This is a genomic window from Geodermatophilus sp. SYSU D00879 (genome assembly GCF_054050375.1).
This window is the reverse complement of the sequence record NZ_JBJGZF010000006.1, coordinates 22,345-48,995: the sequence shown is the minus strand read 5'-3', so window position 1 is coordinate 48,995 and position 26,651 is coordinate 22,345. Positions and strand designations below refer to the sequence as shown.

At 78.7% G+C, this 26,651-nt stretch carries 19 protein-coding genes; 10 read left to right on the top strand and 9 right to left on the bottom strand.

Going from position 1 to position 26,651, the window contains the following annotated elements; translation table 11 throughout:
- The first annotated feature begins 2 nt into the window (after positions 1-2).
- Both ACI79B_RS10050 and ACI79B_RS10045 read left to right on the top strand, forming a co-directional pair.
- Positions 3-1,193 (top strand): hypothetical protein, encoded by a 1,191-nt coding sequence (locus ACI79B_RS10050; protein WP_456927170.1) that lies wholly within the window; start codon positions 3-5, stop codon positions 1,191-1,193.
- Positions 1,190-2,557: a wax ester/triacylglycerol synthase domain-containing protein gene (locus ACI79B_RS10045; RefSeq protein ID WP_456927169.1), complete on the top strand. Its 1,368-nt coding sequence runs from the start codon at positions 1,190-1,192 to the stop codon at positions 2,555-2,557. Before ACI79B_RS10050 ends, ACI79B_RS10045 begins: the two co-directional genes overlap by 4 nt.
- Here ACI79B_RS10045 and ACI79B_RS10040 read toward each other — a convergent pair.
- From ACI79B_RS10040 to ACI79B_RS10030, 3 genes are read right to left on the bottom strand one after another with little or no spacing between them, the layout of a single operon-like run.
- Entirely contained in the window at positions 2,529-5,378 is a 2,850-nt protein-coding gene (locus ACI79B_RS10040; protein WP_456927168.1) for an alkaline phosphatase D family protein, read from the bottom strand. The two genes, ACI79B_RS10045 and ACI79B_RS10040, sit on opposite strands and share 29 nt — an antisense overlap.
- Positions 5,375-7,744 carry a PEP/pyruvate-binding domain-containing protein gene (locus ACI79B_RS10035; protein WP_456927167.1) on the bottom strand — a complete coding sequence of 790 codons (2,370 nt, stop codon included), beginning with the start codon at positions 7,742-7,744 and terminating at the stop codon, positions 5,375-5,377. Before ACI79B_RS10035 ends, ACI79B_RS10040 begins: the two co-directional genes overlap by 4 nt.
- Positions 7,741-8,040: a hypothetical protein gene (locus tag ACI79B_RS10030; protein ID WP_456927166.1), complete on the bottom strand. Its 300-nt coding sequence runs from the start codon at positions 8,038-8,040 to the stop codon at positions 7,741-7,743. Before ACI79B_RS10030 ends, ACI79B_RS10035 begins: the two co-directional genes overlap by 4 nt.
- A gap of 131 nt (positions 8,041-8,171) precedes the next feature.
- On the opposite strand from ACI79B_RS10030, the gene ACI79B_RS10025 reads away from it, so the two are divergent.
- A complete protein-coding gene (locus ACI79B_RS10025; protein ID WP_456927165.1) occupies positions 8,172-8,891 on the top strand; it encodes an ANTAR domain-containing protein in 720 nt (239 codons plus the stop codon).
- 12 nt (positions 8,892-8,903) lie between these two features.
- On the opposite strand, the gene ACI79B_RS10020 is transcribed toward ACI79B_RS10025, so the two are convergent.
- Positions 8,904-9,878, bottom strand: a complete 975-nt coding sequence (locus tag ACI79B_RS10020; RefSeq protein WP_456927164.1) for a universal stress protein — start codon at positions 9,876-9,878, stop codon at positions 8,904-8,906.
- A 113-nt stretch (positions 9,879-9,991) separates the two neighbouring features.
- Positions 9,992-12,403, bottom strand: a complete 2,412-nt coding sequence (locus ACI79B_RS10015; RefSeq protein ID WP_456927163.1) for a phosphoketolase family protein — start codon at positions 12,401-12,403, stop codon at positions 9,992-9,994.
- A 168-nt stretch (positions 12,404-12,571) separates the two neighbouring features.
- Here ACI79B_RS10015 and ACI79B_RS10010 point away from each other — a divergent pair, with 168 nt between their 5' ends.
- From ACI79B_RS10010 to ACI79B_RS10000, 3 genes are read left to right on the top strand one after another with little or no spacing between them, the layout of a single operon-like run.
- The gene (locus ACI79B_RS10010; RefSeq protein ID WP_456927162.1) at positions 12,572-13,489 is read left to right on the top strand and encodes a hypothetical protein; all 918 of its coding nucleotides are present in this window, start codon (positions 12,572-12,574) and stop codon (positions 13,487-13,489) included.
- Complete coding sequence (locus ACI79B_RS10005; RefSeq protein WP_456927161.1) at positions 13,470-14,288, top strand: DUF6544 family protein; 819 nt, start codon at positions 13,470-13,472, stop codon at positions 14,286-14,288. The genes ACI79B_RS10010 and ACI79B_RS10005 overlap by 20 nt, the downstream gene beginning before the upstream one ends.
- 5 nt (positions 14,289-14,293) lie before the next feature.
- Positions 14,294-14,968 (top strand): hypothetical protein, encoded by a 675-nt coding sequence (locus ACI79B_RS10000; protein WP_456927160.1) that lies wholly within the window; start codon positions 14,294-14,296, stop codon positions 14,966-14,968.
- 203 nt (positions 14,969-15,171) lie between these two features.
- Here the strand turns inward: ACI79B_RS10000 and ACI79B_RS09995 are convergent, their stop codons facing one another.
- The gene (locus tag ACI79B_RS09995; protein WP_456927158.1) at positions 15,172-15,813 is read right to left on the bottom strand and encodes a CPBP family glutamic-type intramembrane protease; all 642 of its coding nucleotides are present in this window, start codon (positions 15,811-15,813) and stop codon (positions 15,172-15,174) included.
- Positions 15,810-16,481: an SRPBCC family protein gene (locus ACI79B_RS09990; RefSeq protein ID WP_456927157.1), complete on the bottom strand. Its 672-nt coding sequence runs from the start codon at positions 16,479-16,481 to the stop codon at positions 15,810-15,812. Before ACI79B_RS09990 ends, ACI79B_RS09995 begins: the two co-directional genes overlap by 4 nt.
- A gap of 187 nt (positions 16,482-16,668) precedes the next feature.
- Here ACI79B_RS09990 and ACI79B_RS09985 point away from each other — a divergent pair, with 187 nt between their 5' ends.
- Together ACI79B_RS09985 and ACI79B_RS09980 are read left to right on the top strand one after the other, a co-directional pair.
- On the top strand, positions 16,669-17,649 hold the full coding sequence (locus ACI79B_RS09985; RefSeq protein ID WP_456927156.1) for a universal stress protein: 981 nt from the start codon (positions 16,669-16,671) through the stop codon (positions 17,647-17,649).
- Positions 17,650-17,890: 241 nt separating this feature from the next.
- Positions 17,891-18,190 (top strand): hypothetical protein, encoded by a 300-nt coding sequence (locus ACI79B_RS09980; protein WP_456927155.1) that lies wholly within the window; start codon positions 17,891-17,893, stop codon positions 18,188-18,190.
- Positions 18,191-18,282: 92 nt separating this feature from the next.
- On the opposite strand, the gene ACI79B_RS09975 is transcribed toward ACI79B_RS09980, so the two are convergent.
- Together ACI79B_RS09975 and ACI79B_RS09970 are read right to left on the bottom strand one after the other, a co-directional pair.
- The gene (locus tag ACI79B_RS09975; RefSeq protein ID WP_456927154.1) at positions 18,283-19,785 is read right to left on the bottom strand and encodes a DUF222 domain-containing protein; all 1,503 of its coding nucleotides are present in this window, start codon (positions 19,783-19,785) and stop codon (positions 18,283-18,285) included.
- Positions 19,786-19,983: 198 nt separating this feature from the next.
- On the bottom strand, positions 19,984-22,386 hold the full coding sequence (locus tag ACI79B_RS09970) for a phosphatase PAP2 family protein (protein ID WP_456927153.1): 2,403 nt from the start codon (positions 22,384-22,386) through the stop codon (positions 19,984-19,986).
- Between the two features lie 107 nt (positions 22,387-22,493).
- On the opposite strand from ACI79B_RS09970, the gene ACI79B_RS09965 reads away from it, so the two are divergent.
- Both ACI79B_RS09965 and ACI79B_RS09960 read left to right on the top strand, forming a co-directional pair.
- Positions 22,494-24,194 (top strand): lipopolysaccharide kinase InaA family protein, encoded by a 1,701-nt coding sequence (locus tag ACI79B_RS09965; protein WP_456927152.1) that lies wholly within the window; start codon positions 22,494-22,496, stop codon positions 24,192-24,194.
- Positions 24,191-26,626: an HAD-IC family P-type ATPase gene (locus tag ACI79B_RS09960; RefSeq protein WP_456927151.1), complete on the top strand. Its 2,436-nt coding sequence runs from the start codon at positions 24,191-24,193 to the stop codon at positions 26,624-26,626. The genes ACI79B_RS09965 and ACI79B_RS09960 overlap by 4 nt, the downstream gene beginning before the upstream one ends.
- Positions 26,627-26,651 lie beyond the last annotated feature (25 nt).

The following is a 26,651-nucleotide window of genomic DNA, read 5'->3' as shown; positions in this document are numbered from 1 at the left end:
CCGTGTCCGACCAGCCCCCCGCGACCGACCCGCCGGTCGTGCTGTCCCTGGACGTCGGCTCGTCCTCGCTCAAGGCCGCCGTGCGCGACCCCGACCTGCGGCTGCGCGTGGAGGTCGCCGGCCTGCGGGACGAGCCGGGCGGCGAGCCCGCGCGCGTCACCGTCACCGGCACCGGCTCCTTCGTCGAGCACGCCCGGCTGCCCGGCGGCTGGGCCGGCGCCACGGCCGAGGTCGCCGACGCGGTGGCCCGCCGCGGCCTGCACCCGCACGTCGTCGCCCACCGCGTGGTGCACGGCAGCCCGCTGCTCACCGGCCCCCGACGGGCCGACGCCGCGGTGCTCGCGCGCCTGCGGGCCGAGGCGCACCTGGACCCCCTCCACCTGCCGCGCCAGCTGGCGGTCCTGGACGAGGCCCGGACCTGCTGGCCGGCGGCCGAGGTGGTGCTCGTCCCCGACGGCGGCTTCTTCGCCGGCCTGCCCGACGACGCGGTGACCCTGCCGCTGCCGGCCGAGGCGCGGGCCGCCGGGCTGCGGCGCTGGGGGTTCCACGGCCTGGCGGTGCAGAGCGTGGTCGACCTCCTCCCGGGCCTGGGCGGCGCCGTCGTCGTCCACCTGGGCAGCGGCTGCAGCGTCAGCGCGGTGCAGGACGGCCGGCCGCGCTCGACCACCATGGCGCTGAGCCCGGCCGGCGGGATCCCGTCGCTCACCCGCAGCGGCGACCTGGACCCGGAGGTGGTGCTGCGGCTGGTGGAGCTCGCCGACGGGTCGGTGCCGGCCGTCCGCGACCTGCTGCACCGCAGGTCCGGCGTGGCCGGGGTCTCCGGCGGGCGCACCGACGTCCGGGAGCTGCTCGCCGCGCAGGACGGCTCCGCCGATCTCGCGCTGCGGGTGTTCGTCCGCGCGGTGGCGACGGCCGCGGCGGGCGCCGTGACGACGCTGGACTCCTGGGACGCCCTGGTGTTCACCGGGGGCGTCGGCCGGAACTCGGCGGAGCTGCGCGAGCGGGTGTGTGCCCGGCTGCTGCCGCTGCGGCACGTCCCGGAGACCGGCGGCGCGCCGAGCGAGCGGCTGGTCGGCACGGGTCTGCGCGTGCTCGCCGTCCCCGTCGACGAGGAGGCGGTGATGGACCGGCTGGCCCGGCGGGTGGTCGCCGGCCTCCCGGGCGGCCGCGGCCTCGCCGTCCCGCAGCGGTGACCGGCGCCGTCCTCCGGGCGAGCGCGGAGGACCTGGGGATGCGGGCGCTGGGCCGCGGCGGCGCGCCGATGCAGTTCGGCGCGGCGCTCGTCCTCGGCCCGCGGGACGGGAACGGGGACGACGGGCACGGGGACGACGGGGACGGGGACGACGGGGACGGGGACCTCGCCGGCGTCGTCGCCGCGCGGCTGGGCGGGGTGCGGCGGCTGCGGCAGCGGCTGGTGCGGGTGCCCCCGGGCGCCGGCCGGCCGGTCTGGGCGGACGAGCCACGCCCGGACCCGGCGGCGCACGTCCGCACCGTGCCGTGCCCCGGGGACGACCAGGACCTGCTCGACCTCGCCACCGGGCTGGTGGCCACCCCGCTGCCGGCGGACCGGCCGGGCTGGGCGGCCGTCGTCGTCCCGGACCTGCCCGGCGGGCGCAGCGCGGTGGTGGTCGTGCTCTCGCACGTGCTCGCCGACGGGATCGGCGGACTGGCGCTGCTGGCCTCCCTCGCCGACGGCGGCCCGCCGCCCGACCGCACGCCGCCCCGGCCGCTGCCGCCCTACCGGTCCCTCGCGGCCGACGCCTGGCGCCGCCGCGCCCGCGCCGTGGCCCGGCTGCCGGAGGGGGTCCGGCTGCTGCGGGACGCGGGCCGGTCGGCCGGCGGCCTGCGCCCGGCCCGGGCGGCACCGTGCAGCCTGCTGGCGCGCACCGGACCCCGGCGGCGGACGGCGGCGGTGCAGGTGCCGCTCGAGCCGCTGCGGGCGGCGGCGCACCGGGCCGGGGGCACGGTCAACGACGCGCTGCTCGTCGCCGTCGCCGGCGCGCTCGGCGCGCTGCTGGCCGGCCGCGGCGAGTCGGTGGACCCGGTCGCGGTCACCGTCGTCGTCACCGGCCGGCGGGCGGCCGGGGTCACCGAGCTCGGCAACGCCACCACCCCGCTCGTGGTCGCCGTCCCCTCCCGGGGGGAGCCGCAGGAGCGGCTGCGCCGGTTCGCGGGCACGGTCCGGCGGGCCCGCGACGCGGCCACCGGCCCGCCGCTGACCGCGCTCCTGGGGTCGCTGTTCGGGCTGCTCGCGGCGACCGGCGCCTACCGCCGGTGGCTCCGCCACCAGCACCGCTTCCACACCCTGGTCAGCAACGTGCCCGGACCGCCCACCCCGCTGACCCTCGCCGGGCGGCCGGTCGAGCAGGTGCTGCCGGTGGCCTCCGGCGAGGCCGGGAACGTCTCCGTCTCCTTCGACGCGCTGTCCTACGCCGGCACCCTGACCGTCACCGCGATCGCCGACCCCGACCGGGTGCCCGACCTGCCGGTCCTCACCGCGGCGCTGCGCGACCAGCTCGCCGCGCTGGTCACCCCGGCGCCGGCAGGGTCACGCTGAGGGACACCAGCACGTCCCCGCGCCAGTCCCGGCCGGCGAGCTCGACGCCGACGGTGTCGCCGCCGTCGTCGGTGACGGTCACGGTCCCGAACTGCCCGGCGCCGGGGAACGCGCCCTCGCTGTAGGGGCCGCCCTTGACGCTGCCCGGCGAGTCCAGCGCCGCCGCGTGCAGCAGCGGGAACCCGGCGCCGCCGGCGGTGCTGAAGTCGGTGTTCGTGCCGTCGTCGACGGCCACCATGTGGGCGTCCCCGCTGACCATGACGAGGTTCGCGACGCCCGCCGCGGCGAGGGTGTCGGCGATGCGCCGGCGCTCGGCGGCGTACCCGCCCCAGTCGTCGCGGCCGGGCTCGTCCGGGGCCACCCAGGGCTCCGGGTTCACCCAGACGACGGCGGCGTGGGTGCGGGCGGCGGTCACCAGCTCCTCCTCGAGCCAGGCCAGCTGCCGCGCGCCCAGCATCGACGTGGCCGTCCGCTCGGACCGGGTGTCGGTCACCACGACCCGCACCCGCCCGACGGTGAACGCGTGCGCGATCGACCCGCCGCCGCCCTCGGCGAGGACGTGGTGCGGGACGTAGGCGCGGTAGGCGGCGCGCGCCGCGTCCCGGACGGGGGAGCCGGCGCCCGAGGACTCGCCGGCGTAGTCGTGGTCGCTCCACACGTAGTCCACGGGCACCGCCCGGTACAGCGCCGCCTGGGCGGGCGCGGTGAGGACCCGGGTGTAGCGCTCACCGAACGCGGCCGCGTCGGCGTCCGCGGGGACGTCGGAGTAGTGCAGGTCGCCCGTGTGCACGAACAGCAGCGGGTCGACGGCGCGGATCGCGTCGAACACCGCCCCGCTGGAGCCGGTGCGCGCGCACGAGGCGACCGCGAGCGTGAACGAGGCCGGCCCCTCCGGCATCGTGGTGAACCGGCCGGTGCCGCGGGAGCCGTCGGGGTCGCCGTCCACCTCGACGGTCCAGCGGTAGGCCGTGGCCGGCGTCAGCCCGCCGACGGCCAGCCGCACGACGCCGTCGGCCGGGGGGACCACCGCGGCGGAGCGGACCGCGGGCCCGCCGTCCTCGGGGACGACGACCAGCCGGGCCTCCCGCGCGTCCGTCCGGTCCAGCAGGGCCACGACCTGCGCGCCGCGCCCGGTGACCCCGCCCGACCAGGCCCACTCCACGGAGTCGACCGGCAGCGCGAGCTCCGCCGAGCGCGGGTGCAGCGGCCCGAAGAGCTGGTCGTGGACCTCCGCGGCCGCCCCGGTGGTGCCGGCGAGCAGCAGCCCGGTGACCATCGCCAGGGTCACCACCGAGCGCATCGTGCGGCGGTGCTGCCAGGCGAGCCAGAGGCCGACCGCCGGCAGGAGGAACGCCACCCCGATCAGCACGCTGACCCACGGCTGGTAGGTGGTCGCGGCGAAGACGGCCAGCCCGGTGCCCGCCACCGCGGCGATCGCCGCGGCGGCGGCCTGCCAGCGCAGCGACACCAGCAGCGCGAGGGCGGCGAGCCCGAGCAGCGCCAGCTGCAGCCAGCGGGTCAGTGAGGGCCCGATCGTGGCGCCCTCGGGGCTGGTCGGCAGGCCCTCGACCAGCGCCAGCGTGGTGAACAGCGTCAGCATGCCGAGCAGCCAGCCGCGCGCCAGCCGCCGGACGGCGCTCTCCTCGTCCGGCCGCAGCGGGAGCAGGCCCGGTCCCGCGGCGGCGTCGGCCGGGGCCTCCCACGGGCAGCCGGAGCACCCGCGGTGCAGGCGCGGCCGTTCCAGCGCCCACCAGGACGCCAGCACGACGGCGGCGCCGGCCAGCACCCCGGCCACGGCGTCGGAGGGCCACGCGGAGCGGCTGCGCACCACGTCGACGGTGACGACCGCCAGCGCGGCGGCGGTCAGGGCGAGCGTCGCCAGGGCCGGCCCGCGGCGGCGGGTGCGGGCGTACACGGCCAGCGGCAGGAAGCCGGCGAGGAGGGTGGCCTGCACGACCGGCGCGCTGGGCAGCGACCCGGTCAGCCCGGCCAGGGGACCGTCCGGCGGGTACGCCCGCTCCAGGCGGTCGGCCACCACGGCCTGCGCGACCAGGACGGCGGCCGTGACGGCCAGCAGGCCGAGCGCGAGCACCGCGCAGCGCCGGCCGACGAGGCCGACGAGCACGGTCAGGCCGACCGCGACCGGCACGCTGCCCAGCAGGTCCCACGGCAGCAGGGCGTCGCTGCGGCGGCCGACCTCGTCGTCGATCTCGGCCAGCAGCTGCGGCGCCCCCGCGGTGGTGAAGACGAACTGCACCGCGGCGGCGGCCGTGAGCACCGCGGCCCAGCCCAGCAGCAGCACGCCGCGGCGGGTGCGGTCCCCGGGCCGCTGCCCCAGCGGCGTGGCGGCCAGCAGCGGGCGGAGCCGGGCCGGCGGGTCGGGCCAGGTGACCAGCGCGACGGCCGCGCAGGTGGCGACCGCGCCCAGCCCGGCGACGAGCAGCAGCAGCAGCGCGTACAGCCACGCCGTCCCGGCGAACATCCCGACCTCGGGTGCGTAGTTCTTGGTCGCGCCGCGGGCGCCGTAGACGGCGAGGCCGCCCGCGGTGAGGGTCAGGAGCAGGTAGTGCACCCGCGGCCGCAGCCCGGCGGCGAGGGCGGTGTGCGGCGCGGTCCCGGTCCGGACGAAGGCCGCGGCGGCGCGGGCGTGCAGCTCGGTCTCGCGGTCGCGGCCGCGCCGGTGCCGCCCGTGCAGCGCGTCCCGGAGCAGGGTGACGCCGGAGACGAGCAGCCCGGCGCCCATGATCACCGGGACGAAGATCTGCGCGCGGTCGACGTCGGCGTCGTCCCACCAGTCCTCGCGGACCCGGCGGGGGGTCACGCCGGCTCCCCGTCGGGGTGCAGCAGCACGGTGCCGGTGTCGCCGTCGACGGTGACCGTGCGCCCGTCCAGCACCGCCGCCGCGCCGGGCAGGTTGAGCACGGCCGGCAGCCCGAGCTCGCGGGCGACGATCGCCGCGTGCGACAGCGGCCCGCCGCGCTCGACGACGATCGCGCCCGCGCGCAGGAACACCGGGGACCACCCGGCGTCGGTGGCGGCGGCCACGAGCACCTCGCCCTCGGCCAGCAGCTCCGGGCGCGGCTCGGTGAGCACGCGGGCCCGACCGGTGTGCCGCCCCGGGCCGGCCGCCCAGCCGCAGAGCCGGTCGCCGCGGGGCACCGCGGCCGGGGCGGGCGCGGGCACGCCGGTCCACCGCAGCGGCGGGGACGGGTCCGCGGCGCGCTGGTCCAGCCACCGGCGGCGGCGGGCCAGCTCGGCCGGCGGCGGGGGAGCGCCGTCCAGGGCCGGGCCCAGCTCACGGTCGCGCAGCAGGTCGACGTCCTCCGGGCGGGCCAGCGCGCCGGCGGCGGCCAGCCGGCGGCCGGCCTCCAGGTGCACCCGGCGGACTTCGCCGCCGACGGCGAGGACGGCGGCCTTGACGGCCTCGCGCCGGGCCAGCCCCGCGGTGGCGTCGCCGACCTCCCGGCGCAGCACGTGCATGCGGACGTCGACCAGCTGGCCGGTGAGCACGCGCACCCGCCGCCACCGCGGGCGGCTGCGCAGCTCCTCCTCGAGCTCGGCGCGGGCGGCGTCGTGCTCCTCCCGGCGCGAGGGCGGGGCGGGTGCGGCCGCCTGCCCGGTCTCCGCCCAGGTCGGGCCGGCGAACACCGACCGGGACGCCGCCGGCGAGCGGTCGCGGCGGGTCGCCCCGCCCGCGGTCACCCGCTGGGCCCAGGCCGCCGCGGCCTGCTCGCCGAGGTGCCCGGCGAGGCGGGCCTCCAGCTCGCCGTAGGCGGCGACGGCGGCGGAGGCGACGGCGAGCTCGACGGTCGTCGCGCGGGCGCCGAGGTCGACCAGCCGCCGGCGGTAGGCGAGCAGCGCGCCGTCGTCGAGGTCCTCGAGCGCGGGCGGGTCGGCGAGGGCCTCCTCGGCGGCGCCCAGGACGACGCCGGCCTCCACGGCCGCGCGGCGGCGGGCGGTGCCGGCGCGCAGCTGCAGCCGGGCGGTGCGCCACCACGGGGCCCGCCGTCCCTCCGGGGCGCCGGAGACCGGCGCGCCGAGGTACTGCCGCTCCAGCTCGGCCTCGGAGCCGCCGGGCACCGCCCGGGCCGCGGCGCGCATCAGGTCCAGGTCGAGGGCGGCCCGGCCGCGCACCCGGCGCACCAGCTCGTGCGGGCCGGTCCGGTCCGCCGGCAGCCCCCACAGCCGGCCGAGGACCTCGCGCAGCGCCTCCTCGACGAGGAACGAGGCGACGTCCCACACCAGCGGCGGCAGCAGGCCCGGCAGCGTCTCGCCGATGCCCTCGGTGGTGAGCTCGTCGTCGTCGGGTGGGGTGTCGCAGCCGTCGTCGGTGCGCGCGGGCCCGGTGGTGATCGGGCGGGCCTGGACCACCCACGTCCGGGTGCCGTCCCATGCCCACTCGACGTCCTGCGGCCGGCCCTCGTCCCGCTCCACCCGTAGGGCCAGCGCGGCCGCCTCGCGCACCGCGACGGGGAGCCCGGGGTCCGGGTCGCCGCCGCGCGGCAGCAGGAACACCTCCGGGGTGCGCGCGCCGGAGACCAGCGCCTCGCCGAGCCCCTGCACCGCCTCCACCCGCACCCGGTCGGCGGCGCCGCCGGGGTCGACGGTGAACACGACGCCGGCCGAGCGGGCGGGCACCATCCGCATGAGCACCGCGGGCATCGCGACGTCCTCGTCGGGGATGCCCCACGCCCGCCGGTAGGCGACCGGGGCGGGGTGCCACAGCGAGGCCCAGGTGAGCCGGACGGCGTCGAGGACCGCCTCCGGGTCGACGTCGAGCGACGAGCGGTACTGGCCGGCGAAGGACGCCGCGGCCATGTCCTCGACCGTCGCCGACGAGCGCACCGCCAGCGGACGCCCGGCCGCGACCTCACGGGCGGCGGCGACGACGGCGCGGGCCAGCGCGGGCGGGACCGGCACGGCGCGGAAGGCGGCGTCGACCTCGTCGGCCGGCACCGGCGGCCCGGAGCGGAGGGTGTCGAGGAACGCGGCCAGGCGCGGGTCGGCGGCCACGGTGCGGTAGGCGTCCGCGGTCACCACCGCGGTGGGCGGGACCGGGGTGCCGCGCTGCACGAGGCGGTCCAGCGACGCCCCCTTGCCGCCGAGCTGCCCGGGCGGGGCGGGCGTGCCCGCGGTGAGCCGGAGGACGGCGGTCGCAGCCGGCGCCCGGCCCGTCGCGGTGGTCACGACCGCTCGGCCGGCGTCCCGGTCAGGCCCGCCCGGTAGGCGGCGACGCACCGGTCGGCCAGGCGCTCCACCGGCTCACCGGTCGCCGCCGCCTGCTGGTGCAGCCAGCCCGCGAGGTCCGGCCGCAGCGCGACCGCGGAGCGGCCGCGGGCGCGGGCCGCGAGCGCGGCCAGCTGCACGAGCGCCACGGCGCCCAGCAGCAGGAGGAGGTCGCCGTCGGAGCCGCGCAGCGCGTCGACGACCGCGACGGCGACCCCGAGCAGCGCGACGAGCTGGAGGACGACGGTCAGGGGCACGCGCCGAGCGTGCGCCCCGCCGCGCCGGGCGCGCGGCGGCTGACCGGCCCTGGCGCGCGGGACGTTCGGCACTGCGGCCGCGAGCGCCGGGCGCGTGGACTGGGGCGCCTCCGACGGACGGAGTGACCGGGATGCCCGCCGACGCCCCGCGCGAGCGGCTCGACCTCCAGGACGCCCTGCTGGAGCTCAGCCGCGTCGAGCTGGACCCCTCGTCGATGACGGCGACGCTGACCCGGGTCGCGGAGCTGGCCGTCGCGAGCCTCGCCGGGACCGCGGAGGCGTCGGTGACGCTGGTGCGCTCGGCCGGTGCGGTCACCGTCGGCGTGACCGGGCCGGTGGCGGCCGAGCTGGACGAGCGGCAGTACGACGCGGGTTTCGGTCCCTGCACGGACGCGGCCGTGAGCGGCTCCACGGTCACGATCCCGGACACCGCCACCGAGGCGGGCTACCGCGACTTCGCGGCGCTGGCCCGCCGCCACGGCGTCACGGGGGTCCTGTCGGTCGGCATGCCGATCGACCACCGGGTGGTCGGCTCCCTCAACCTGTACCGCACCGACGGCGGGGCCTTCGACGACGCGGCGCTCGAGACGGCGCGCACGTTCGCGCGGTTCGCCGCAGGCGCCGTCGTCCACGCCGCGACCCGTGCCGGGGCCGAGGAGCTCAGCCGCCACCTGCGCCGGGCGATGCAGTCGCGGGCGGTCATCGAGCAGGCGAAGGGCGTGCTCATGGGCCGGCACGGCTGCACCCCCGACGAGGCGTTCGCGATGCTGGCGAGCCAGTCGCAGCGCCGGAACCGCAAGCTGCGCGAGGTGGCCGCCGAGCTGGTCGCCGCCGTCCAGCGGGGCCAGTGAGGCCGGGACCGCTCAGCCGGCGACGGCGTCCGCCCCGGCCGGCGGCGGGGGCAGCGGCACCACCAGCACCGGGCAGCCGGCGGAGTGCACCACCGCGGAGGTGACCGAGCGCAGCGGCCGCCCCAGCAGCCCGTGCCGGCGGTGCCCGACCACCAGCAGCTCGGCGGGGAGCGCGGCGGCCAGCAGGGTCTCCGCGGCCCGGCCCTGGCGCACGACCCTGCGCACGGGCACGTCCGGCCACCGCTCGCGGACCGCGCCCGCGCGGGCCAGCAGGTCGTCGAGGAGGACCTCGGCCCGGCGCTGCGCGGCCTCGTCGTGGACCAGGCGGTCGGCGGCGGACAGGGGGAGCACGGGCCCGCGCGCCCACGCGTGCACGGCCAGCACGCCGGTGCCGCGCAGCCCCGCCGCGTGCAGTGCCTCGGCGAGCACCGCCGCGGACCCGGGTCCGCCGTCGAGGCCGGCCACCACACCGCTGCGGCCGCCGCCGGACCAGCGGCTGCGCAGCGGGACGACGGCGACCGGGCAGGGGGCCGCGCGGAGGACGGCGGCCGTGGTGGAGCCCAGCAGGAGGTCGCGCGCGCTGCCCGAGCCGGAGGTGCCCAGGCACAGCAGCTGGGCGCCGGCCGCGGCGTCGCGCAGGACCTGGACCGCGTCGCCGTCGACGAGCCGGGGGGCGACCGTGAGCCCGGGGCAGCAGCGGCGCAGCTCCGCCGCGGTGGCGTCGAGCACCAGGCCGCACGCGGTGCGCAGCACCTCGATCGCGTCGAGCACCCGGTCCGGCGTCCGGGTCCCGCCGTCGGGGCCGGGGACGGCGAGCAGCAGCAGCAGCGTCGTCCCGCGGTCGTGCGCCTCGCGCGCGGCCAGCCGGGCCGCGGCGAGCGCGTCCCGCGACCCGTCGACCCCGGCCACGACGGGACGGTCGTCGGCGCCGGCCCGCGGGTGCGCGTCCGGCGTCGTCGCCGTGGGCGGCTCGGGCACCGAGGTCACGGGTCCTCCCGTCGGGCCGTCGTCCGGTCGGTCCCACCATGGGCCGGGCGGCTCCGGGGCGCCGGTGCCGCAGGTCCCCCGGGCGCGGGACCTGCGGCACCGGGTCCGCCCGGTCAGCCCGGGCCCGGGGACCAGGTCCAGTCGCGCACCCCGGGCAGGTCCTCGAGCGCGTCGACGACGTACTCGCGGTGCCGGCGCAGCTGCTCGTGGCACAGCCGGGCGAGCGTGTCGCCACCCTCCGGCACCCGGCGCGAGCGGCGCAGCGCCTCGAGCACGAGGTCGTAGCGGCTCATGCGGTTGAGCACGACCATGTCGAACGGCGTCGTCGTCGTGCCGTGCTCGGTGAAGCCGCGGACGTGGAACCGGTCGATGTCGGGCCGGCCGTGCAGCAGCGGGTGGATCGCCCGCGGGTGGCCGTGGAAGGCGACGACGACGTCGACGGTGTCGGTGAACAGGTCGGCGAACCGCTGGGAGGTGAGGGCCGCGGGGTGCTCGCCGGGCGGGAGCAGGCCGAGCAGGTCCACCACGTTCACCACGCGCACCCGCAGGTGCGGCACGTGGTCGCGCAGCAGCTGGGCGGCGGCCAGGACCTCCTGCGTCGGCACGTCGCCGATGGCGCAGAGGACGACGTCGGGCAGGTCGGTGCGGGCCCGGTCGGGCTCCTCGGTGCCGGCCCACTCCCACACCGCGCCGCCGGCGGAGACCAGCGTCCGCGCCTGCTCCAGGTCGAGGTACTGCAGGTGCCGCTGCTTGTCGACGACGACCAGGTTCACCCGGTTCCGGCTGGTCAGGCACTCCTCGGCGACGACCAGCGTGCTGTTGGCGTCCGGCGGGAACCAGATGCGGGTGACCTCGGGCGCCAGCGGCGCGACGGTGTCGATGAGGCCGGGGCCCTGGTGGGAGAAGCCGTTGTGGTCGTTGCGCCACGTCGTGCTGGTCAGCAGCACGTTGAGCGAGGGCACGGGCGGGCGGCCCGGCTCCAGCGCCGACTGCTGCAGCCACTTCGCGTGCTGCACGACCATCGAGGCGCTGACCATCGCGAACGCCTCGTAGGTCGCGAACAGGCCGTGCCGGCCGGTGAGCGTGTAGCCCTCCAGCCAGCCCTCGCACAGGTGCTCGCTGAGCACCTCCATCACGCGCCCGTGCGGGCCCAGCGCCTCGTCGCCGGGCAGCACCGGCAGCTGCGTGCAGCGCTCGGTGACCTCGAGGACGGCGCCCAGCCGGTTGCTCACCGTCTCGTCGGGCGAGAACAGCCGGAAGTCGCCGCCGCCGTCGGCCCGGGCGGTGCGGACGAACAGGTCGCGCAGGTACGTGCCGAGCGGGCGGGTGGTCTCGTGGTGCAGCACGCCGGGGGAGGGGACGGGCAGCGCGTGGTCGGCGAGGTCGGGCAGCGGCAGCGGCCGGACCCGGAACCGCGGCCCGCCGGCGCGCGGCGAGGCGGAGATCCGCAGGTCCCCGGGCGGGGTCAGGGCCGCCAGCTCGGGCACCAGCCGGCCGTCGGCGTCGAAGTCCTCGTCGGCGCGGTAGGAGCGCAGCCACGCCTCCAGCCGGGCGAGGTGCTCGGGGTTCTCGCGCACGCCGGCCAGCGGCACCTGGTGGGAGCGCCAGGTGCCCTCGACCGGCACGCCGTCCACCGCGTGCGGCCCGGTCCAGCCCTTGGGGGTCCGCAGCACGACGGCCGGCCAGCGCGGCGTCCCCTGCTCCTGCCCGGAGCGGGCGGCGTCCTGGACCGCCCGGATGCGGGCGTGCGCGTCGGCCAGGGCGGCGTCGAGGTCGGCGAAGACGCGGGCCGGGTCGTCGCCGGCGACGACGACCGGGTCCCAGCCCTGGCTGCGCAGGTAGCCGCACACGTCCTCGTCCGAGGAGCGGCCGAGGACGGTCGGCCCGGAGATCTTCCAGCCGTTGACGTGCAGCACCGGCAGCACGGCGCCGTCGCGGCGCGGGTCGAGGAAGGCCGGCAGCCGCCAGGACGCCGCCAGCGGCCCGGTCTCGGCCTCGCCGTCGCCGACCACGCAGGCCACCAGCAGGTCGGGGTCGTCGAAGGCGGCGCCGGCGGCGTGCAGCAGCGCGTACCCCAGCTCCCCGCCCTCGTGGATGCTGCCCGGGATGTGCGGCCCGGCGTGGCTGCTCACCCCGCCGGGGGTGGAGAACTGCCGCACCAGCCGGGTGAGCCCGGCGAGGTCCCGCGACACCTCGGGGTGGACCTCGCTGTAGGTGCCGTCGAGGTAGGCGCCGGCGAGCACGGCCGGGCCGCCGTGCCCGGGGCCGGTGACCACCAGGACCTGCTGCCCGGTGCGCCGGATCAGGCGGTTGAGCAGCGCGTGCAGCATGGTCAGGCCCGGGCTGGTGCCCCAGTGGCCCAGCAGCCGCGGCTTGACGTGCTCGGGCCGCAGCGGCTCGCGCAGCAGCGGGTTGGCCCGCAGGTAGATCTGCGCGGCGGTCAGGTGGTTGGCCGCCGCCCACCAGCGCAGGTCGAGGGCCAGGTCCTCCGCGGAGGCGGGGGCCGGGGTGTCGAGCGCGGTCATGGGGAGCCTCTCCGGAGGGACGCGGGTCCCCCCGATCCTCGGGACCGCCGGCCGACGGCGCGGGGGACCTAGGTCCCGACTCCGGGTGCCCTTCGCTCCGACCCACCCCGGTCCGCGCCTCCCTAGCGTCGACCTCCTACCGGGCCCCGCGACGACGAGGAGCGCGCCGTGAGGACGAGACTCCGCCGGCTGCCCGGGCTGGTCGCGGCCCTCGCCGCCGTGACCGCCGCGACCGGGCTGATCCGGCGGCCCACCGGGGAACCGGTGCGGGTGGTCACCCCGCGGGGGCAGCCCGCCGAGCTGGCGGGCAGCGGGCTGTACGCCCACGACACCGTCTTCACCGCGGCCGGCAACACCGCCGTCGACGCCGTCGTGCTGGCGTTCGGGGTGCCGCTGGTGCTCACCGCCTGGTCCGGGCACCGGAGGAGGTCGCCCCGGGGGTCGCTCCTGCTCACCGGCGCCCTCGGGTACCTGCTCTACGTCTACGCCAACTACGCCCTGGGCGTCGCCTACAACCCGCTGTTCCTGGCCTACGTGACGCTGGTGGCGACGGGCCTGGCCGGCTTCCTGTCGGCCCTCGCGGGCACCGACCGGGCGGCCCTGCGCGCGCTGGCCGCGGACCCCCGCGTGCCGCACCGCGCCCTGTCGCGGTTCCTGCTGGCCGCGGCCGCGGTGACCGCCGTGGTCTGGACCACGCCGCTGGTGACCGCCCTGCTGACCGGGGGGCCGCCGGAGCTGCTCGACGTCTACACGACGCCGGTGACCTCCGCGCTCGACCTGGCCGTCGTCGCGCCGGCCGCGGCGCTGGCCGGCCTGCTGGTCCGCCGCCGCGACCCGCGGGGTCACCTGCTGGCCGTCCCCCTGCTCGTCCTGATCGTGCTGCTGCTGCCCACGATCGCGCTCAGCACCGCCCTGCAGGCCGCGGCCGGGATCTCCTTCACCCCGCCGCAGGTCGTCGGCCCGATCGCGGGCTTCGGCGTCCTCGGCGCCGTCGGGGCGTGGCTGCTCACCCGGCTGCTGCGCGCCGTGCCCGCCGCCCGTCCCGTCCCCCCGAGCGAGGTGCCGCATGAGCACGTCCACGTCTGACCGGCCGCGGACGACGGCCCGGCCGCCGGCCGCCTTCACCCGGCGGGTCGCCGCCGCGGGCCTGCGCGCCGGGCCGGTGGATCCCGCGCCGGTGACCGAGGACGACCTCGCCGGCCTGCCGTCCGCCGCGGTCCGGTACATGGAGGCGATGGGCGTGGTCGGCCGGCCGCGCACCCGGTCGCTGCGGGCCCACTTCACCGGCAGGTTCCGGCTGCGGCCCGGGGGGTCGTGGATGGCCGCCGACTCGTGGCAGGTCAACACAGCGGCCGAGGTGGCCCGCCTCTACCGGATGCGGCTGCTGGTCGGCGGTGTCGTGCCGATGTGGGGCTGGGACACCTATCGCGCGGGCCACGGGCGGATGCTCGGCAAGGCGCTCGGCCTGGTGACCGTGGCCGACGGGTCGGGGCCGGCGTTCGACGCCGGGGAGCTCGTCACCTGGCTGAACGACGCCGTCCTGCTGGCCCCGGCGATGCTGCTGCACCCCCGCACCGGGTGGGAGGACCGCGGCGAGGACCGGTTCGCCCTCTCGGTGACCGACGCCGGGCGCACCGTCAGCGCGGTGGTGGCCCTCGACGGCTCCGGCCGGCCCCTGGACTTCTGGACCGACGACCGCTGGGCCGACCTGCCCGGCGGCCCGGTGCGGACGCCGTGGAGCACCCCCGTGACCGGGTGGACGGTCCGGGGCGGCCGGCCCGCCCCGACCGCCGCCTCGGCCGTCTGGCACCTGCCCGAGGGGGACGACCGCTACGCCGAGATGGCCCTCGCCGACCTCGACCTCGACCTCCCGCCGGGGAGGTGAGGGCCGTGCTGCGCGGCCTCCTGCTGGCCGGCGCCGGAGCCGCCGGGCTGCGGTACATGCACCGCCGCCGGGACTGGGGCGCCACGCCGCAGGAGGTGGCCGGCGTCCTGCCCGGCGACGAGCTCGTCCCGGAGCCGGCCGAGCAGACCACCCTGGCGGTCGACGTCGCCGCGCCTCCCGAGGAGGTCTGGGCGTGGCTGGTCCAGATGGGCCAGGGACGCGGCGGCATGTACAGCTACGACTGGCTGGAGAACGCGATCGGCCTGGACATCCACAGCGCCGACGAGGTCCGCGAGGAGTGGCAGCACCTCGCCGTCGGCGACCGGGTCGTCGTCGTCCCCGAGGGGTGGGGGCCGCTGCCGGACGGCTACGCCTTCCGGGTCGCGCGGGTCGACCCGCCGCGGACGCTCGTGCTGCGCCAGGCGCCGCCGGAGCACCCCTGGGACGGCGTGTGGTCCTTCCACGTCGTGCGGGAGGCGGCGGGCGGCTGCCGGCTGCTGGCCCGGTCCCGCACGGCGGCCGACCCCCGGGTGGGCGCGCGGCTCGCCGGCCGGGTGGTGGAGCCGGTCACGCTGGTGATGACCCGGCGGATGCTGCACGGCATCCGCGACCGGGCCGAGCGCCGCGCCCGCCGTCCCGTCGCGGCGCTGCCCGCCGGGGGCGCGACGGCGGCGCCGTGACGACGCCCCGGGGCCGCCGCAAGCCCCTGACGTGCCTGGTGGGCCTGCACGACTGGACGCGCCGCCACCCGCCGGACGAGCGCTCCGAGGGTCCCGACCAGCAGGTGTGCCGTCGTTGCGGCCGCCTGAGGGGACCGTGGGACGTGCCGCCGGCTGCCTTCGGCCCACCCGGCAGTGGCGGCGTGGCCTGAGCGCCGGGCGCCTCAGCGGCCGAGCCGGACGCGGGCGGCGCGCACGCCGCAGGCGTCGGTGAGCAGGTGCGGCAGCACGACGCCGCGCGGGCCGCCGGTCCGCCACGCGACGGCGGTCGAGACGGCGCCGACCACCCCGGCGGCGGCGAGGAAGGGCAGCCGTCCCCGGGCCGAGGGGTGGACCAGTTGGGGTGCCAGGTGCCAGAGGGTGAAGCCGGCCGGCGGCCACAGGGCACCGCGGACGACGTCGTCCCGGACGACGCCGAGGAACGTCCCGCGCCACAGCAGCTCCTCGCCCACGGCGTTGACCGTCGCGGTCGTGACCACGACCGCCGCCACCTCGCGGTCGACGAGGTGCCGGTGCGGCCACAGCTCGGCGCTCACCGCACCGGCCACGGGGACCGCGAGGAGGGCGACGTCGAGCGGTCCGGGACGCCGTCCGCTGCGCAGGGCACGGACGGCGCCACGGGGGCCGAGCACCCAGAGCGGGAAGGCGCCGCACCACCCGAGCCAGTACACGGCGAACCCGGCGGCGTGGGCCGCGCGCGGCGGCAGCCGGCGGCGCAGGACCGAGAAGACGGCCGCCATCGTCGACGGCACCGCCACCGGCACCGCCAGCGTGGCGGTGCGGCGCAGCGCCGGCCCGGTCCTCACCGGGCGTCCCGGCGGTGCCCGGCCTCGGCCCGGTCGCGGATGCCGCGCAGCATCCGCCGCATCATCGGGAAGTCGCCCAGCTCCATGAGCAGGACGCCGACGACGGTGTCCGGCCGGTGCCAGTCGTAGCGGGTCCGCAACCGGGTCACCAGGCGCGTGCGGCCGCCCGCCAGCGGGACCAGCCGCCAGGACCAGGTGCTCGTCGGCGTCCGCCAGAGCATCTCCCGCGGTGCGTCGAACGACTCGACGACGAACGCCGTCCGCTCGGTGGGGCGCGGCGACATCGGCAGCCACAGGCCCCGGTGCAGGTCCTGCAGCTCCGGCACGACCTGCCGCGCGCTCGGGTGGCCGAGGTGGTCGAGGAGGTCGTCGGCGTACCAGCCGGCGCGCAGGCAGCCGACCTGCACCAGCCAGGGCCACACCTCCTCCGGCGGCGCGGAGACGGTGATCGCCCGCGTGCAGCGGTACTGCGCCCGGGGCTCCAGGTCGTCCCCGGGCATCGGCGCGGCCACCTCCGCCGCGGTGGCGCCCCAGTGCCGGTGCCACGGGCGCAGCAGGGGAGCGGCGACGAAGAGGGGCAGGTCGGTGACGACGTCGCGCACCTCCCGGGCCAGGTCGGCGGCGGTCGGCCGGGAGGGACGCGGGCGAGGGGGCAGCAGCGCGCTCACGCGGCCAGCGTCGACCGCGGCCGCCGCTGGGGTCAGGGCCCGTCGGCGTCGTGCGGCAGGGCCGGTGGACCCGGCCGGGACGAAGGTCCCCGGACGCGGGGACGTCGGCCCGCGGACTCCCGCGGGCGGACGGCGCAGGGTCGGAACGGGCCCGGCGGGTGACCGGGCAGGGAGCGGAGGCGGACCGGTGACGACACAGCAGGGGACCAGCGACGCGACGAGGCCGGGCCGCGTGGTCGTCGGCGTGGACGGCTCGCCGGGGGCGCGCACCGCGCTCGGCTGGGGCCTGGCGGTGGCCGCCCGCACCGGGGCGCGGCTCGAGGTGGCCAGCGCCTACCCGGTCGACTTCTACTGGACCGACCCGTTCCTGCTCGACTCCCGGCGGCTGGACGCCATCCGCGCCGACGTCGAGGAGCGGGCCCGCGCGCTGGTGGAGGAGGTCCGCCGCGACCCGGCCGTGGCCGCCGTCCCCGGGACCGCCGAGGTGCAGGCCGACGTCGTGGTGGCCGGCGGCGCGCCGGCCGAGCACCTGGTCGCCCTGGCGGAGGGCGCGGACCTCCTCGTGCTCGGCAGCCGCGGCCGGGGCGGCGTCCGCAGCACGCTGCTCGGCTCGGTCGCCCTGCACTGTGCGGCTCACGCGCCGTGCCCGGTCGTCGTCGTGCACCCGGGAGCGGTCGAGCCCCCGCCGCGCGTCGTCGTCGGGGTGGACGACTCGGCGACGTCCCGTGCCGCCCTCGCCCGCGCCGCGGAGGAGGCCGGGCGACTCGGCGCGCGGCTCGAGGTGGTCGCCGCCTACCAGCCGGCGGCCTACTGGAGCGACCTGTACGCGATCACCGCGCCGCCGGCCTCCGAGACCGAGGAGCACGCCCGCGGCCGTGTCACCGCGTTCGTCGCCGACGTGCTCGGGTCGGTGGCGGGCACCGACGTCCGGGTCGTGCAGGGGTCCCCGGGGGAGGCGCTGGTGCAGCACGCGGACGGCGCCGCGCTGCTCGTCGTCGGGAGCCGCAGCCGCAGCCGGGTCGCCGGGATGGTCCTCGGCTCGGTGGCCCTGCACTCCGCGGTGCACGCGCCCTGCCCGGTCATGGTGGTGCACCCCGAACCGGCCGAGCAGCGGGCGGCCGTCGCGGAGCCCGCCGTCACGAGCGCGGTGCCGGAGCCGTCGGTCTGACCGTCGTCGCCCGTGCCCTTGGTCCCGCCGTCCCCGGGGCCTTGCGCCCCTCCGCCTCCCCGGCCCGGGGGTGCAGGGTCCGGGGCGGATCCGTCCGACGGAGGGAGCAGCCATGCAGACGCGAGAGGTGACGCGGGTGCGCCGCGGAGGCGTGGTCGGCGGGCAGGCGGCCCGCGGACGCCGGGCCGGTCGCGACGCGGCCCGCGGACGCCGGACCGGCGGGCGGGCGCCCCGTGGGCGCGTGATCGGCCCCCTGGCGGTGCGGGCGCTGGCGGTGCGGGCGCTGGCGGTCGGCGCGGTGGCCCTCGGCTCGGCGGCGGTGGGTGGCCTCGCGGTCGGCTCGCTCACCGTGGGACGCCTGGCCGCGGGACGGGTGGCCGTGGCACGCACGGACCTGCGCACCGTGCGCGTGGCGCGGCTCGAGATCGACGAGTTCGTGGTCGGTCGCACCTCGGGACTGCCGACGACGCCGGGCGCGGCCGAGGAGAGCCCGGTCGAGGCGGACGCGGCCGGCAACGGCGCCGGACGGCTCGCGACCTGACCCCGGTCGCAGCCAGGGCGCGCGGGCACGACGTCCCGGGCGTCGGCTCACCTCGTCCAGTGGTGAGCCGACGCCCGCACTGATCCCGGGACTCAGAACGGGGGCGGGTCGTCACCCGGGTCGGCCGGCGGCATCTCGGCGTCCTCGGGCGGTGGGTCGGGCTCTGCTGGTGGTGGTCGCATGCCCGGTGGCCGGGTCGTCCTGGCGATGCCCGACGGTGTCGTCACGGTGAGGACGCCGTCGGCGCTCATGTGGAAGCGCCAACCCTTGGCGAAGGTCTTCAGGCGGTGGTGGCTGCGGCACAGGCAGCACAGGTTGGCGCAGTCGGTCACCCCGCCGTGTGCGTGCGGGATCACGTGGTCGACATCCGCCCAGCCGACTCGCTGGCCGCAGGTGGGGAAGCGGCAGGTCCGGTCGCGGCTGTGCACGAACCGCTGCTGCGGCGCGGAAGGCGCGTAGCGGTCGGTCGGCTCCGGGCGGTCGAGGACCGCGCACGCGCAGTCGGTGTCGGTGTCGCGGTGGTCGGGGCAGCCGCGTCCTGCAAGGCGGCGGAGCTGGTCGAGGGTGGTGGTGGCGCGCAGGGTGCCGTCGTCGTCGACCAGGGCCAGGGTCACCGAGCCGCCCTCGGGCGCCCGCAGCCCCAGGGCGTCGAGCTGGGTGAGCAGCTCGCGCAGGTGGGCGGCGGTGATCGGCAGCCCGTTCACCGCACCCGCCTCCGGCGAGCGGCCGGTCAGCGCGCTGAGCGTGGCGATGACCTGCAGGTGCGCGGTCACCGGCGGCCGGTCGGTCTCCCACGGGCGCTGCAGCAGGTCGGCGTAGACCAGCGTGCGCAGCTGCCCGACCGGGCGGGGATCGCCGTCGGCCTTCAGCATCCGCGCGAGTGTGTCGACGAACGCGAAGCAGGCGGCGGCGACGTCGGCGGGCAGATCCGCCGCCAGGGTGGCCATGCCGTCGAACGGGCAGTCGTACAGCCGCACGTCGGCGTGCCGTTCGGCCTGCTCGCGGCGGGCGTCGATGGCGTCGGCGTCGGCCTCCTGCAGCAACGCCAGCGCCCGTTCCCGCAGCTTGCGCACCGTCAGGCCGGTGGCCTCGGGCAGCAGCCGCGCCTCCAGACGGCGGGCGGTGGCCGCGGTGGTGTGTTCCAGCACGTCGACCAGGGCCTTGGCGCGCGCCTCGTCCAGGGTGCCGGCGGCCAGCGCCGCCCACGTGGCCGGCAGGTGCGAGCGGTACGTCCACGCCCGGTGCGCCAGGTGCGAGGCGGTGCCCCGGCCGACGTTCAGCACCACCGCCAGCTCGGCGGTGAAGAACTCCGACACCCCCGGCAGTTCGGGATCTGGCTTCCACGACCCCGACCGGGCGCCCGGGCTGCCGGGGACGGGGTCGTCATCGGGGGAGTCGTCGGCCAGGCCGAGGACCAGCTCGGCCTCGTAGGCAGCGGTCCTCGCCTTGAGCGCAGCCACCCGCTGCAACTCGGCAGCCCTCTGCTCCCGCGACAGCAGCGACACCGGCAGCCGCCGGAACGGCGCGGGCAGCTCGATCACCGCGTCGAGCAACGCCTGCTCGACCGGCGACCGGTACTCCGCGACCTCCTCCACACCCCGCACGTTACGGCGGGGGTACGACGGTTTCCGCAGGTCGAAGGCGCGTCATGCGGTCTTCGTCTGCAGACAGCTGAGTCGGTCGCGACCGACGCACTCCGGCCCGCGACAGATGGCTCTCGCTGCCCGTCGGCCCTCTGGACAGCAGTTACCGGGCGTCCTGTCGGACGTGCCGTGGGCAGTCGACCCGGCCGGTCAGACCGACGCGGGGACGGTGGCCAGGTGGGAGCGCCGGTCCACCGCGACCCCGACCGCGGAGGGGATCCAGACGGTCAGCGACCGGGTGACGAGGACGGCGGCGCACGCGGCGGCCACGGACGTCCCCATCGCGCCGAGCACCAGCAGCAGCATCGCCTCGGGCGCGCCGGGCAGGGCGGACGGGGGCAGCGCGATCCACACCAGGCGGAGGACGGCGTAGCCGCCGGCGACGGCGAGCACGGGCACCCCGCCGCCGGCCGCCTCGACCGCGGCCGAGAGGACGGCGGCCTCGAACGCGACGGCGAGGGCGATCCAGCCCAGGAGGGCCGCCTGCTGCCGCCGCGGGACCAGGCGGCGGGCGGCGGCGGGCGGGTCCGGCTCGGCACCGCCGCGGCGGGCCGTCAGCTGTCCCGCCCCCACCAGCACCCAGGCGGCCAGACCCGCGGCGGCTGCCGGGAGGACCGCGGTCGGGGACCGCCAGTCCGGGATCGAGCCGTCGAGGGCGGCCAGGGCGACGACCGCTGCCGCCGCCACGGCCGCTCCGGCCAGGCCGGCGACCGCGGTCCGCACCGTCGCCGCGTGCGCGGTCGCCGGGAGCAGCCCCGCCCGCTCCAGCAGTCGGGCGCGGGCGCGGCGCTCGCCGTCGCGGCCGTGCACCAGCCCCACGTTCCGGGCGACCAGCGTGACGACGAGCGCCCGGCCCACCGACACCCGCCGGTCGGCGGCCCGGGCGACGGCGGTCGCGCGGGCCAGGGCCGCCGCGGCGGCCAGCAGCACGGCCCCGCCCAGCCACCGCCACCCCTGCGCCCCGACGCTGTCGACGGCGGCACCGATCCCGGCGACCACCACCGGCCCGGCGAACGCGACCGCGCAGCCGAGGGTCACGAGCACCCGCGCCACCGGCCCCGCGGGCGGGAACACCGGGCGGTCCGGGTCGGGCAGGTCCAGCCGGGCGTGGACGGCGGCCCGCAGCGCGGCCAGACGGGACGGCTCGGCGCGCAGCCGCTCCCGGGTCTCCGACGACAACGCCAGCGGCGTCAGCGACGGCAGCGCCGCCGCGACGGCCGGCTCCCCGAGGACGTCGACCGCCGCGGCCACCAGCGCGACCGGGTCGCAGGGAGTCGCGGGCGCGGCGGCCAGCGAGGCCAGCAGCTCGGCGACGTCGACGGCCTCCTCGTCGTCGGTGGCGCCGGTCCGGGCGTTGCCGAAGTCGACCAGCCACGGCCGGCCCGCCGGGTCGACCAGCACGCTGGCGGCCACCAGGTCGCGGTGCGCCACGTTCGCGGCGTGCATCCGGGCGACCTCGCTCCACACCTCGCGCAGCAGGCCGGGGGTGCGCTCCGCCGGGTCCAGCTCGTCGAGCGGCCGGCCCTCGACGTACTCCTGCACGACGACGGCGTCCCCGGACCCGCCGCGGGCCAGCAGCACCGACGGGACCCGCACACCCCGCCGCTCGACGGTCAGGGCGGCCACCGCCTCGTGCTCGGCCTGGTGCCCCAGGGGGGCCAGCGCGTCGGCGTCCTTCACGTCGCCGACGGCGAACACCCGCCACATCCGGTGCAGCCGGTCGCGCTCGTGCCGGTCGGGCTCCAGGTACTTCACGTACAGCCGCCGGCCGCCGTCGTCGACCGCCGTGAACGGCTGCGAGCTGCGCGCCCGGACCGCGGCCGGCGCCACCTCGGTGACCGGCAGCCCGAAGCGCCGCAGCACGGCCTCGACCCGGCCGGGCGGCACGTCCCGCGGCGGCACCCCGAACACCCAGTGCACGAGCGAGCCGATCGCCCAGCCCAGCGCCACGCCCCCGACGACGTCGAGGGGCAGGTGGGCGCCCACGTACACGCGGGCGAGCGCGACCGACCACGCCAGCGCCCACGCGACGCGGCGTCCCCGCCGGGTCAGGTACGGGGCGGCGGCGGTGGCGAGGGCCGCGGCGACCGCCGAGTGGCCGGACACGAAGCCGGCGCCTCCCACGGTGCCCTCGTGCAGGACCGCGCCGACCGGCAGTCCCGCGGGCCGCTCCCGGCCGACCAGCGACTTCACCAGGTCGGCGGCGAGGTAGGCGGCGAACCCGGAGACGAGGAGGTCCCGCGCCGCGCGGAGGCGGCGGAGCAGGACGGCGACGAGCGCGAGCGCCGGGACGGCGAGGACGTTGCCCAGCTGCATGACCACCCAGACCGCCGGCATGATGCCGGCCGGGAGGTCGTTGAACAGCCGGAACAGGTCCCGCTCGAGGGCGGACAGCTGTCCCTGCCGGGCGATCAGCACGCCGGTGCCCAGGACCACGAGCCCGAGGGCCACGCGGACCAGGTCGGTCGTCAGGCGCTGCGGACGCGCCCGCCCGCGTGCGGCGGGTCGGGCCCCGCGGCCCAGCTGCCCCACGGGGGCGGTGCCGGTGGTCACGGGCCCAGTCCAGCGTCCACCCCTGCGCTCGGGCAGGGTCCTCCGGCCCTGCCGGTCGTGCCGCCGGGCCCACGCGCAGCGGGGACCTGGGACGCGAGCCTGGACCGGTGATCGAGACCGCACGGGGGGCTCCTGTGCTCGAGGGGCACCGGCAGGCGGGACCGGCCGCCGGTCCGGACGTCCGGCCCCGGCGCCCGTCCTGGTCGGCCGGCCCCGGCCGCCGGCGGCCCTCGGGCCGGGAGCGGCTCCCGCGTCAGGTGCCGCCGGCGGTCTGGGGGTGGACGGCGGTCCTCGTCGTCTCCGCGGCGCTCCTGGTCCTCGCCGACCGGCCCGGCGGCCTCCTGGGGCTGGACCGGGCCGTCGCCGACGTGACCGGCCCGCCCGAGCGCCACCGCGGCTCCGCGGAGCTCGCCCGGATCGGCGCGGTGCTCGGCTACCGCGTCCTGTGGGTGCCCGCGGTCGCGGTGCTGGTGTGGACGGCGCGGTGGCGGCACCTGCTCGTGTACGCGGCCACGATCTCGGTCGTCGCCGCGGTCGCGCAGCTCGCGGCCGGCGAGGGCGTGCTGGTCCGGGCCGTCCGCGACGAGGTCATCGGCACCCCCGACGCCGTCGAGCTCTCCGCCTGGCCGGTCCTGGTCCTCGCCACGGTGTCGGTGGCGACGCTGTACGTGCTGGCGCCGCCGGGCCGGGCGCGGCGGTGGGGCCGGCTCGCCGTCGCGGCCCTGCTGGCCACCGCCCTCGTGCCGCGCGTCGTCCTCGGCCTCGACGGTCCCTCCGTCGCCGTCCCCGCGGCGCTCGTCGGCGCCTCGGCCGCGGCGCTGGTGTGCACGGTCCTCGCGCCCGAGGACGCGTTCCCCGTGACCTGGCACCGCCGCGTGGCCGCCCACCTCGCGCTCGACGGGGACCGCGCCGCCCGGATCGGCGCCGCCGTGCTCGACCAGCTCGGGGTGGAGGTCACCGCCGTGGAGCCGTTCCGGCTCGACGGGTCGGCCGGGTCCACCCCGTGCCGGCTCGTGACCGCCGCGGGGACGCCCCTGTTCGGGAAGCTCTACTCGGCGACCCACCTGCGGTCGGACCGCTGGTACAAGGTGCTGCGCGTGCTCCGGTACGGCCGGCTGGAGGACGAGGCCCCGTTCGCGTCGGTGCGCCGGCTGGTCGAGCACGAGGACTACCTGCTGCGGCTGCTCCGCGACGGCGGCGTCCGGGTGCCGGCGCCGATGGGCGTCGTCGAGGTGCTGCCCGGCCGCGAGTACCTGCTGGTGACCGAGCTCGTGCCGCGCACCGTCGAGATCCGCCGCTCCCGGGCGGACGACGCCGTCGTCGACGACGTGCTGCGCCAGGTGCGGCTGCTGTGGTCGGCCGGCGCGGCGCACCGGGACCTGAAGCCCTCCAACGTCCTCGTCCAGGACGAGGCGCGGGTGGTGCTGGTCGACGTCTCGTTCGGCGAGCTGCGCCCCAGCCGCTGGCGGCAGGCCGCCGACCTCGGGAACCTGCTGTTGACCTGCGCGCTGGTCGCGGGTCCCGAGCGGGTGCTCGCCCGCGCCCGCCTGCGGTTCACCGACGCGGAACTGGCCGAGGCGATGGCCGCGACCTCGTCGCTCACCCTGCCCACGCAGCTGCGGCGGCTGCTGGCCGCCGACGGCCGGGACCTGGTGGGGCGCCTCCGCGACCTGCTGCCGTCGCACCCGCGGATCCGGGTGCAGCGGTGGAGTGCCCGGCGCGTCCTGCTGGCGCTGGCGACCGGCGGCGGGGCGGTGCTCACCCTGGTGCTGGCCGCGCTCAACCTGCGAGCGGGGGGCCTGCTGTGACCGCCGCCCCGGCCGCCCGGGCGGAGGCCGCCCGCCCCACGGCGGCGACCGGCCTGACCGGCGCCCAGGTGGCCGAGCGGGTGGCGGCCGGCCGGGTCAACGCGGTGACGACGCGGACCAGCCGCACCGTGGGCCAGATCGTCCGGGCCAACGTGTTCACGTTCTTCAACGGCCTGCTCGCCACGCTGTGGGTGCTGACGCTGCTGACCGGGCGCTGGCAGAACGCCCTGTTCGGCGGGGTCGTGGTGGTCAACTCGGTGATCGGGATCGTGCAGGAGCTGCGCGCCAAGCGGACCCTCGACCGGCTGGCCGTGCTGCAGACCCCGCGTGCCCGTCCGGTCCGCGACGGGGCCGAGCGCGAGGTCCCGGTGGCCGACGTGGTCCTCGACGACCTGCTCGTGCTGCGGGCCGGTGACCAGGTCCCGGTCGACGCCGTCGTGCGGGTGGCCCGCGGGCTCGCCGTCGACGAGTCGCTGCTCACCGGCGAGGCCGACGCCGTCCCCAAGGAGGCCGGCGACCCGGTGCTGTCCGGCTCGATCGTGGTGGCCGGCAGCGGCCGCGCGCAGGCCACCGCGGTCGGCGACGACTCCTACGCGGCCCGGCTGGCCGCCCAGGCGAGGGCGTTCACCCGGACCCGCTCGGAGCTGGTCGAGGGGACGACGCGGCTGCTGCGCTGGATCGCCCTCGGCCTGCTCGTGGTCGGCCCGGCGGTGCTGTGGAGCCAGTTCCGGACCGACGAGAACGCCGACTGGCGCGACGCCGTCACCGGCACGGTCGGCGCGCTGGTCGGCATGATCCCGGAGGGCCTCGTCCTGCTCACCACGCTGGCCTTCCTCCTCGGCGCCGCGGGCCTGGCCCGGCGGCGGACCCTCGTGCGGGAGCTGCCCGCCGTCGAGGGGCTGGCCCGGGTCGACGTCGTGTGCCTGGACAAGACCGGGACCCTCACGTACGGCGACGTCGGCTTGGACCGGCTGGAGGAGCTGGCGCCCGGCCCGCCCGCCGCACCCGCGCTCGCGCTGCTGGCCGCCGCGGACGGCGGCAACGCCACCGCCCGGGCGCTGGCCGCGGCGTTCCCGGACACCGCCGGCGAGCGGGCGGCCGACGCCGTGCCGTTCGACTCGGCCCGCAAGTGGTCGGCGGTGCGCACCGCGGCCGGCACCACCTGGGTGCTCGGGGCGCCCGAGCTGGTCCTGCCCCTCCCCGCGGGGCCGGCGCAGACCGCGGCGCGGGACCGCGCCGACGCGCTGGCCGCCGAGGGACGGCGGGTGCTGCTGCTGGCCTGCACGCCGGCGCCGTGGACCGTCCGCGCCGGGGTGCCGGGGCTGCCCGCCCGGCTGGTCCCGGTGACGCTGGTGCTGCTCGCCGAGCGGCTCCGCGAGGACGCGCCCGACACGCTGCGCTGGTTCGCCGAGCAGGGCGTGGCGCTGAAGGTGCTCTCCGGCGACAACCCGCGCACCGTCGGCGCGGTCGCCGCCGCGGTCGGCCTCCCCGGGGTGTCCGGTGCGGGGGACGCCGTGGACGCCCGCACGCTGCCCGAGGACCCCGACGCGCTCGCCGACGTCCTCGAGTCGGCGTCCGTCGTCGGCCGGGTGACCCCGCACCAGAAGCGGGCCGTGGTGCAGGCGCTGCAGCGGCGCGGGCACGTGGTGGCCATGACCGGCGACGGCGTCAACGACGCCCTGGCGCTCAAGGACGCCGACGTCGGGGTGGCGATGGGCAACGGCTCCCCGGCCACCCGTGCGGTCGCCCAGCTGGTGCTGCTCGACGGCCGGTTCGCCGCCCTGCCGCACGCCGTCGCCGAGGGGCGCCGGGTGATCGCCAACATCGAGCGGGCGGCCAACCTGTTCCTGGTCAAGAACGTCTACAGCCTGGTGCTGTCGCTGGTCACGGTGGTGACGCTGGTCGCCTACCCGCTGGCGCCGGTGCAGCTGACGCTGGTCTCGGCGGTGACGATCGGCGCGCCCGGCCTCGTGCTCGCCCTCGCCCCCGACCGGCGCCGCTACCGGCCGGGCTTCCTGCGCCGCGTGCTCGCCTTCTCCGTGCCGGCGGGCGTCGTCACCGGCGGGGTCACCTACGCCGCGTACGCGCTCACCCGGCAGCTGCAGCCGGACGGCGGGGTGCCGGCGGCCCGGACCTCGGCGCTGCTCACGGTGCTCGTCGTCGCGCTGTGGACGGTGCTCGTCCTCGCCCGGCCGCTCACCCCCGGTCGGGTGGCCCTGGTGGCCGGGATGGCCGCGGTGGTCGTGGTCGTGCTGGCCGTGCCGGTGCTGCGCGAGGACGTGCTGCTGCTGGACCTCACCGCGACCACGCTCCTGCTCGGCGCGGCGCTCGGCGCCCTGGGGGCGCTGCTGGTGGAGCTCGTCTCGCGGACGCCGGGGGCCCGGCTGCCGCGGGCGGCGACGGACGAGGGGGCGGGGAGGCAGCGGCGGTGAGCGCGCCGGACCTGCCCGGCGGGGT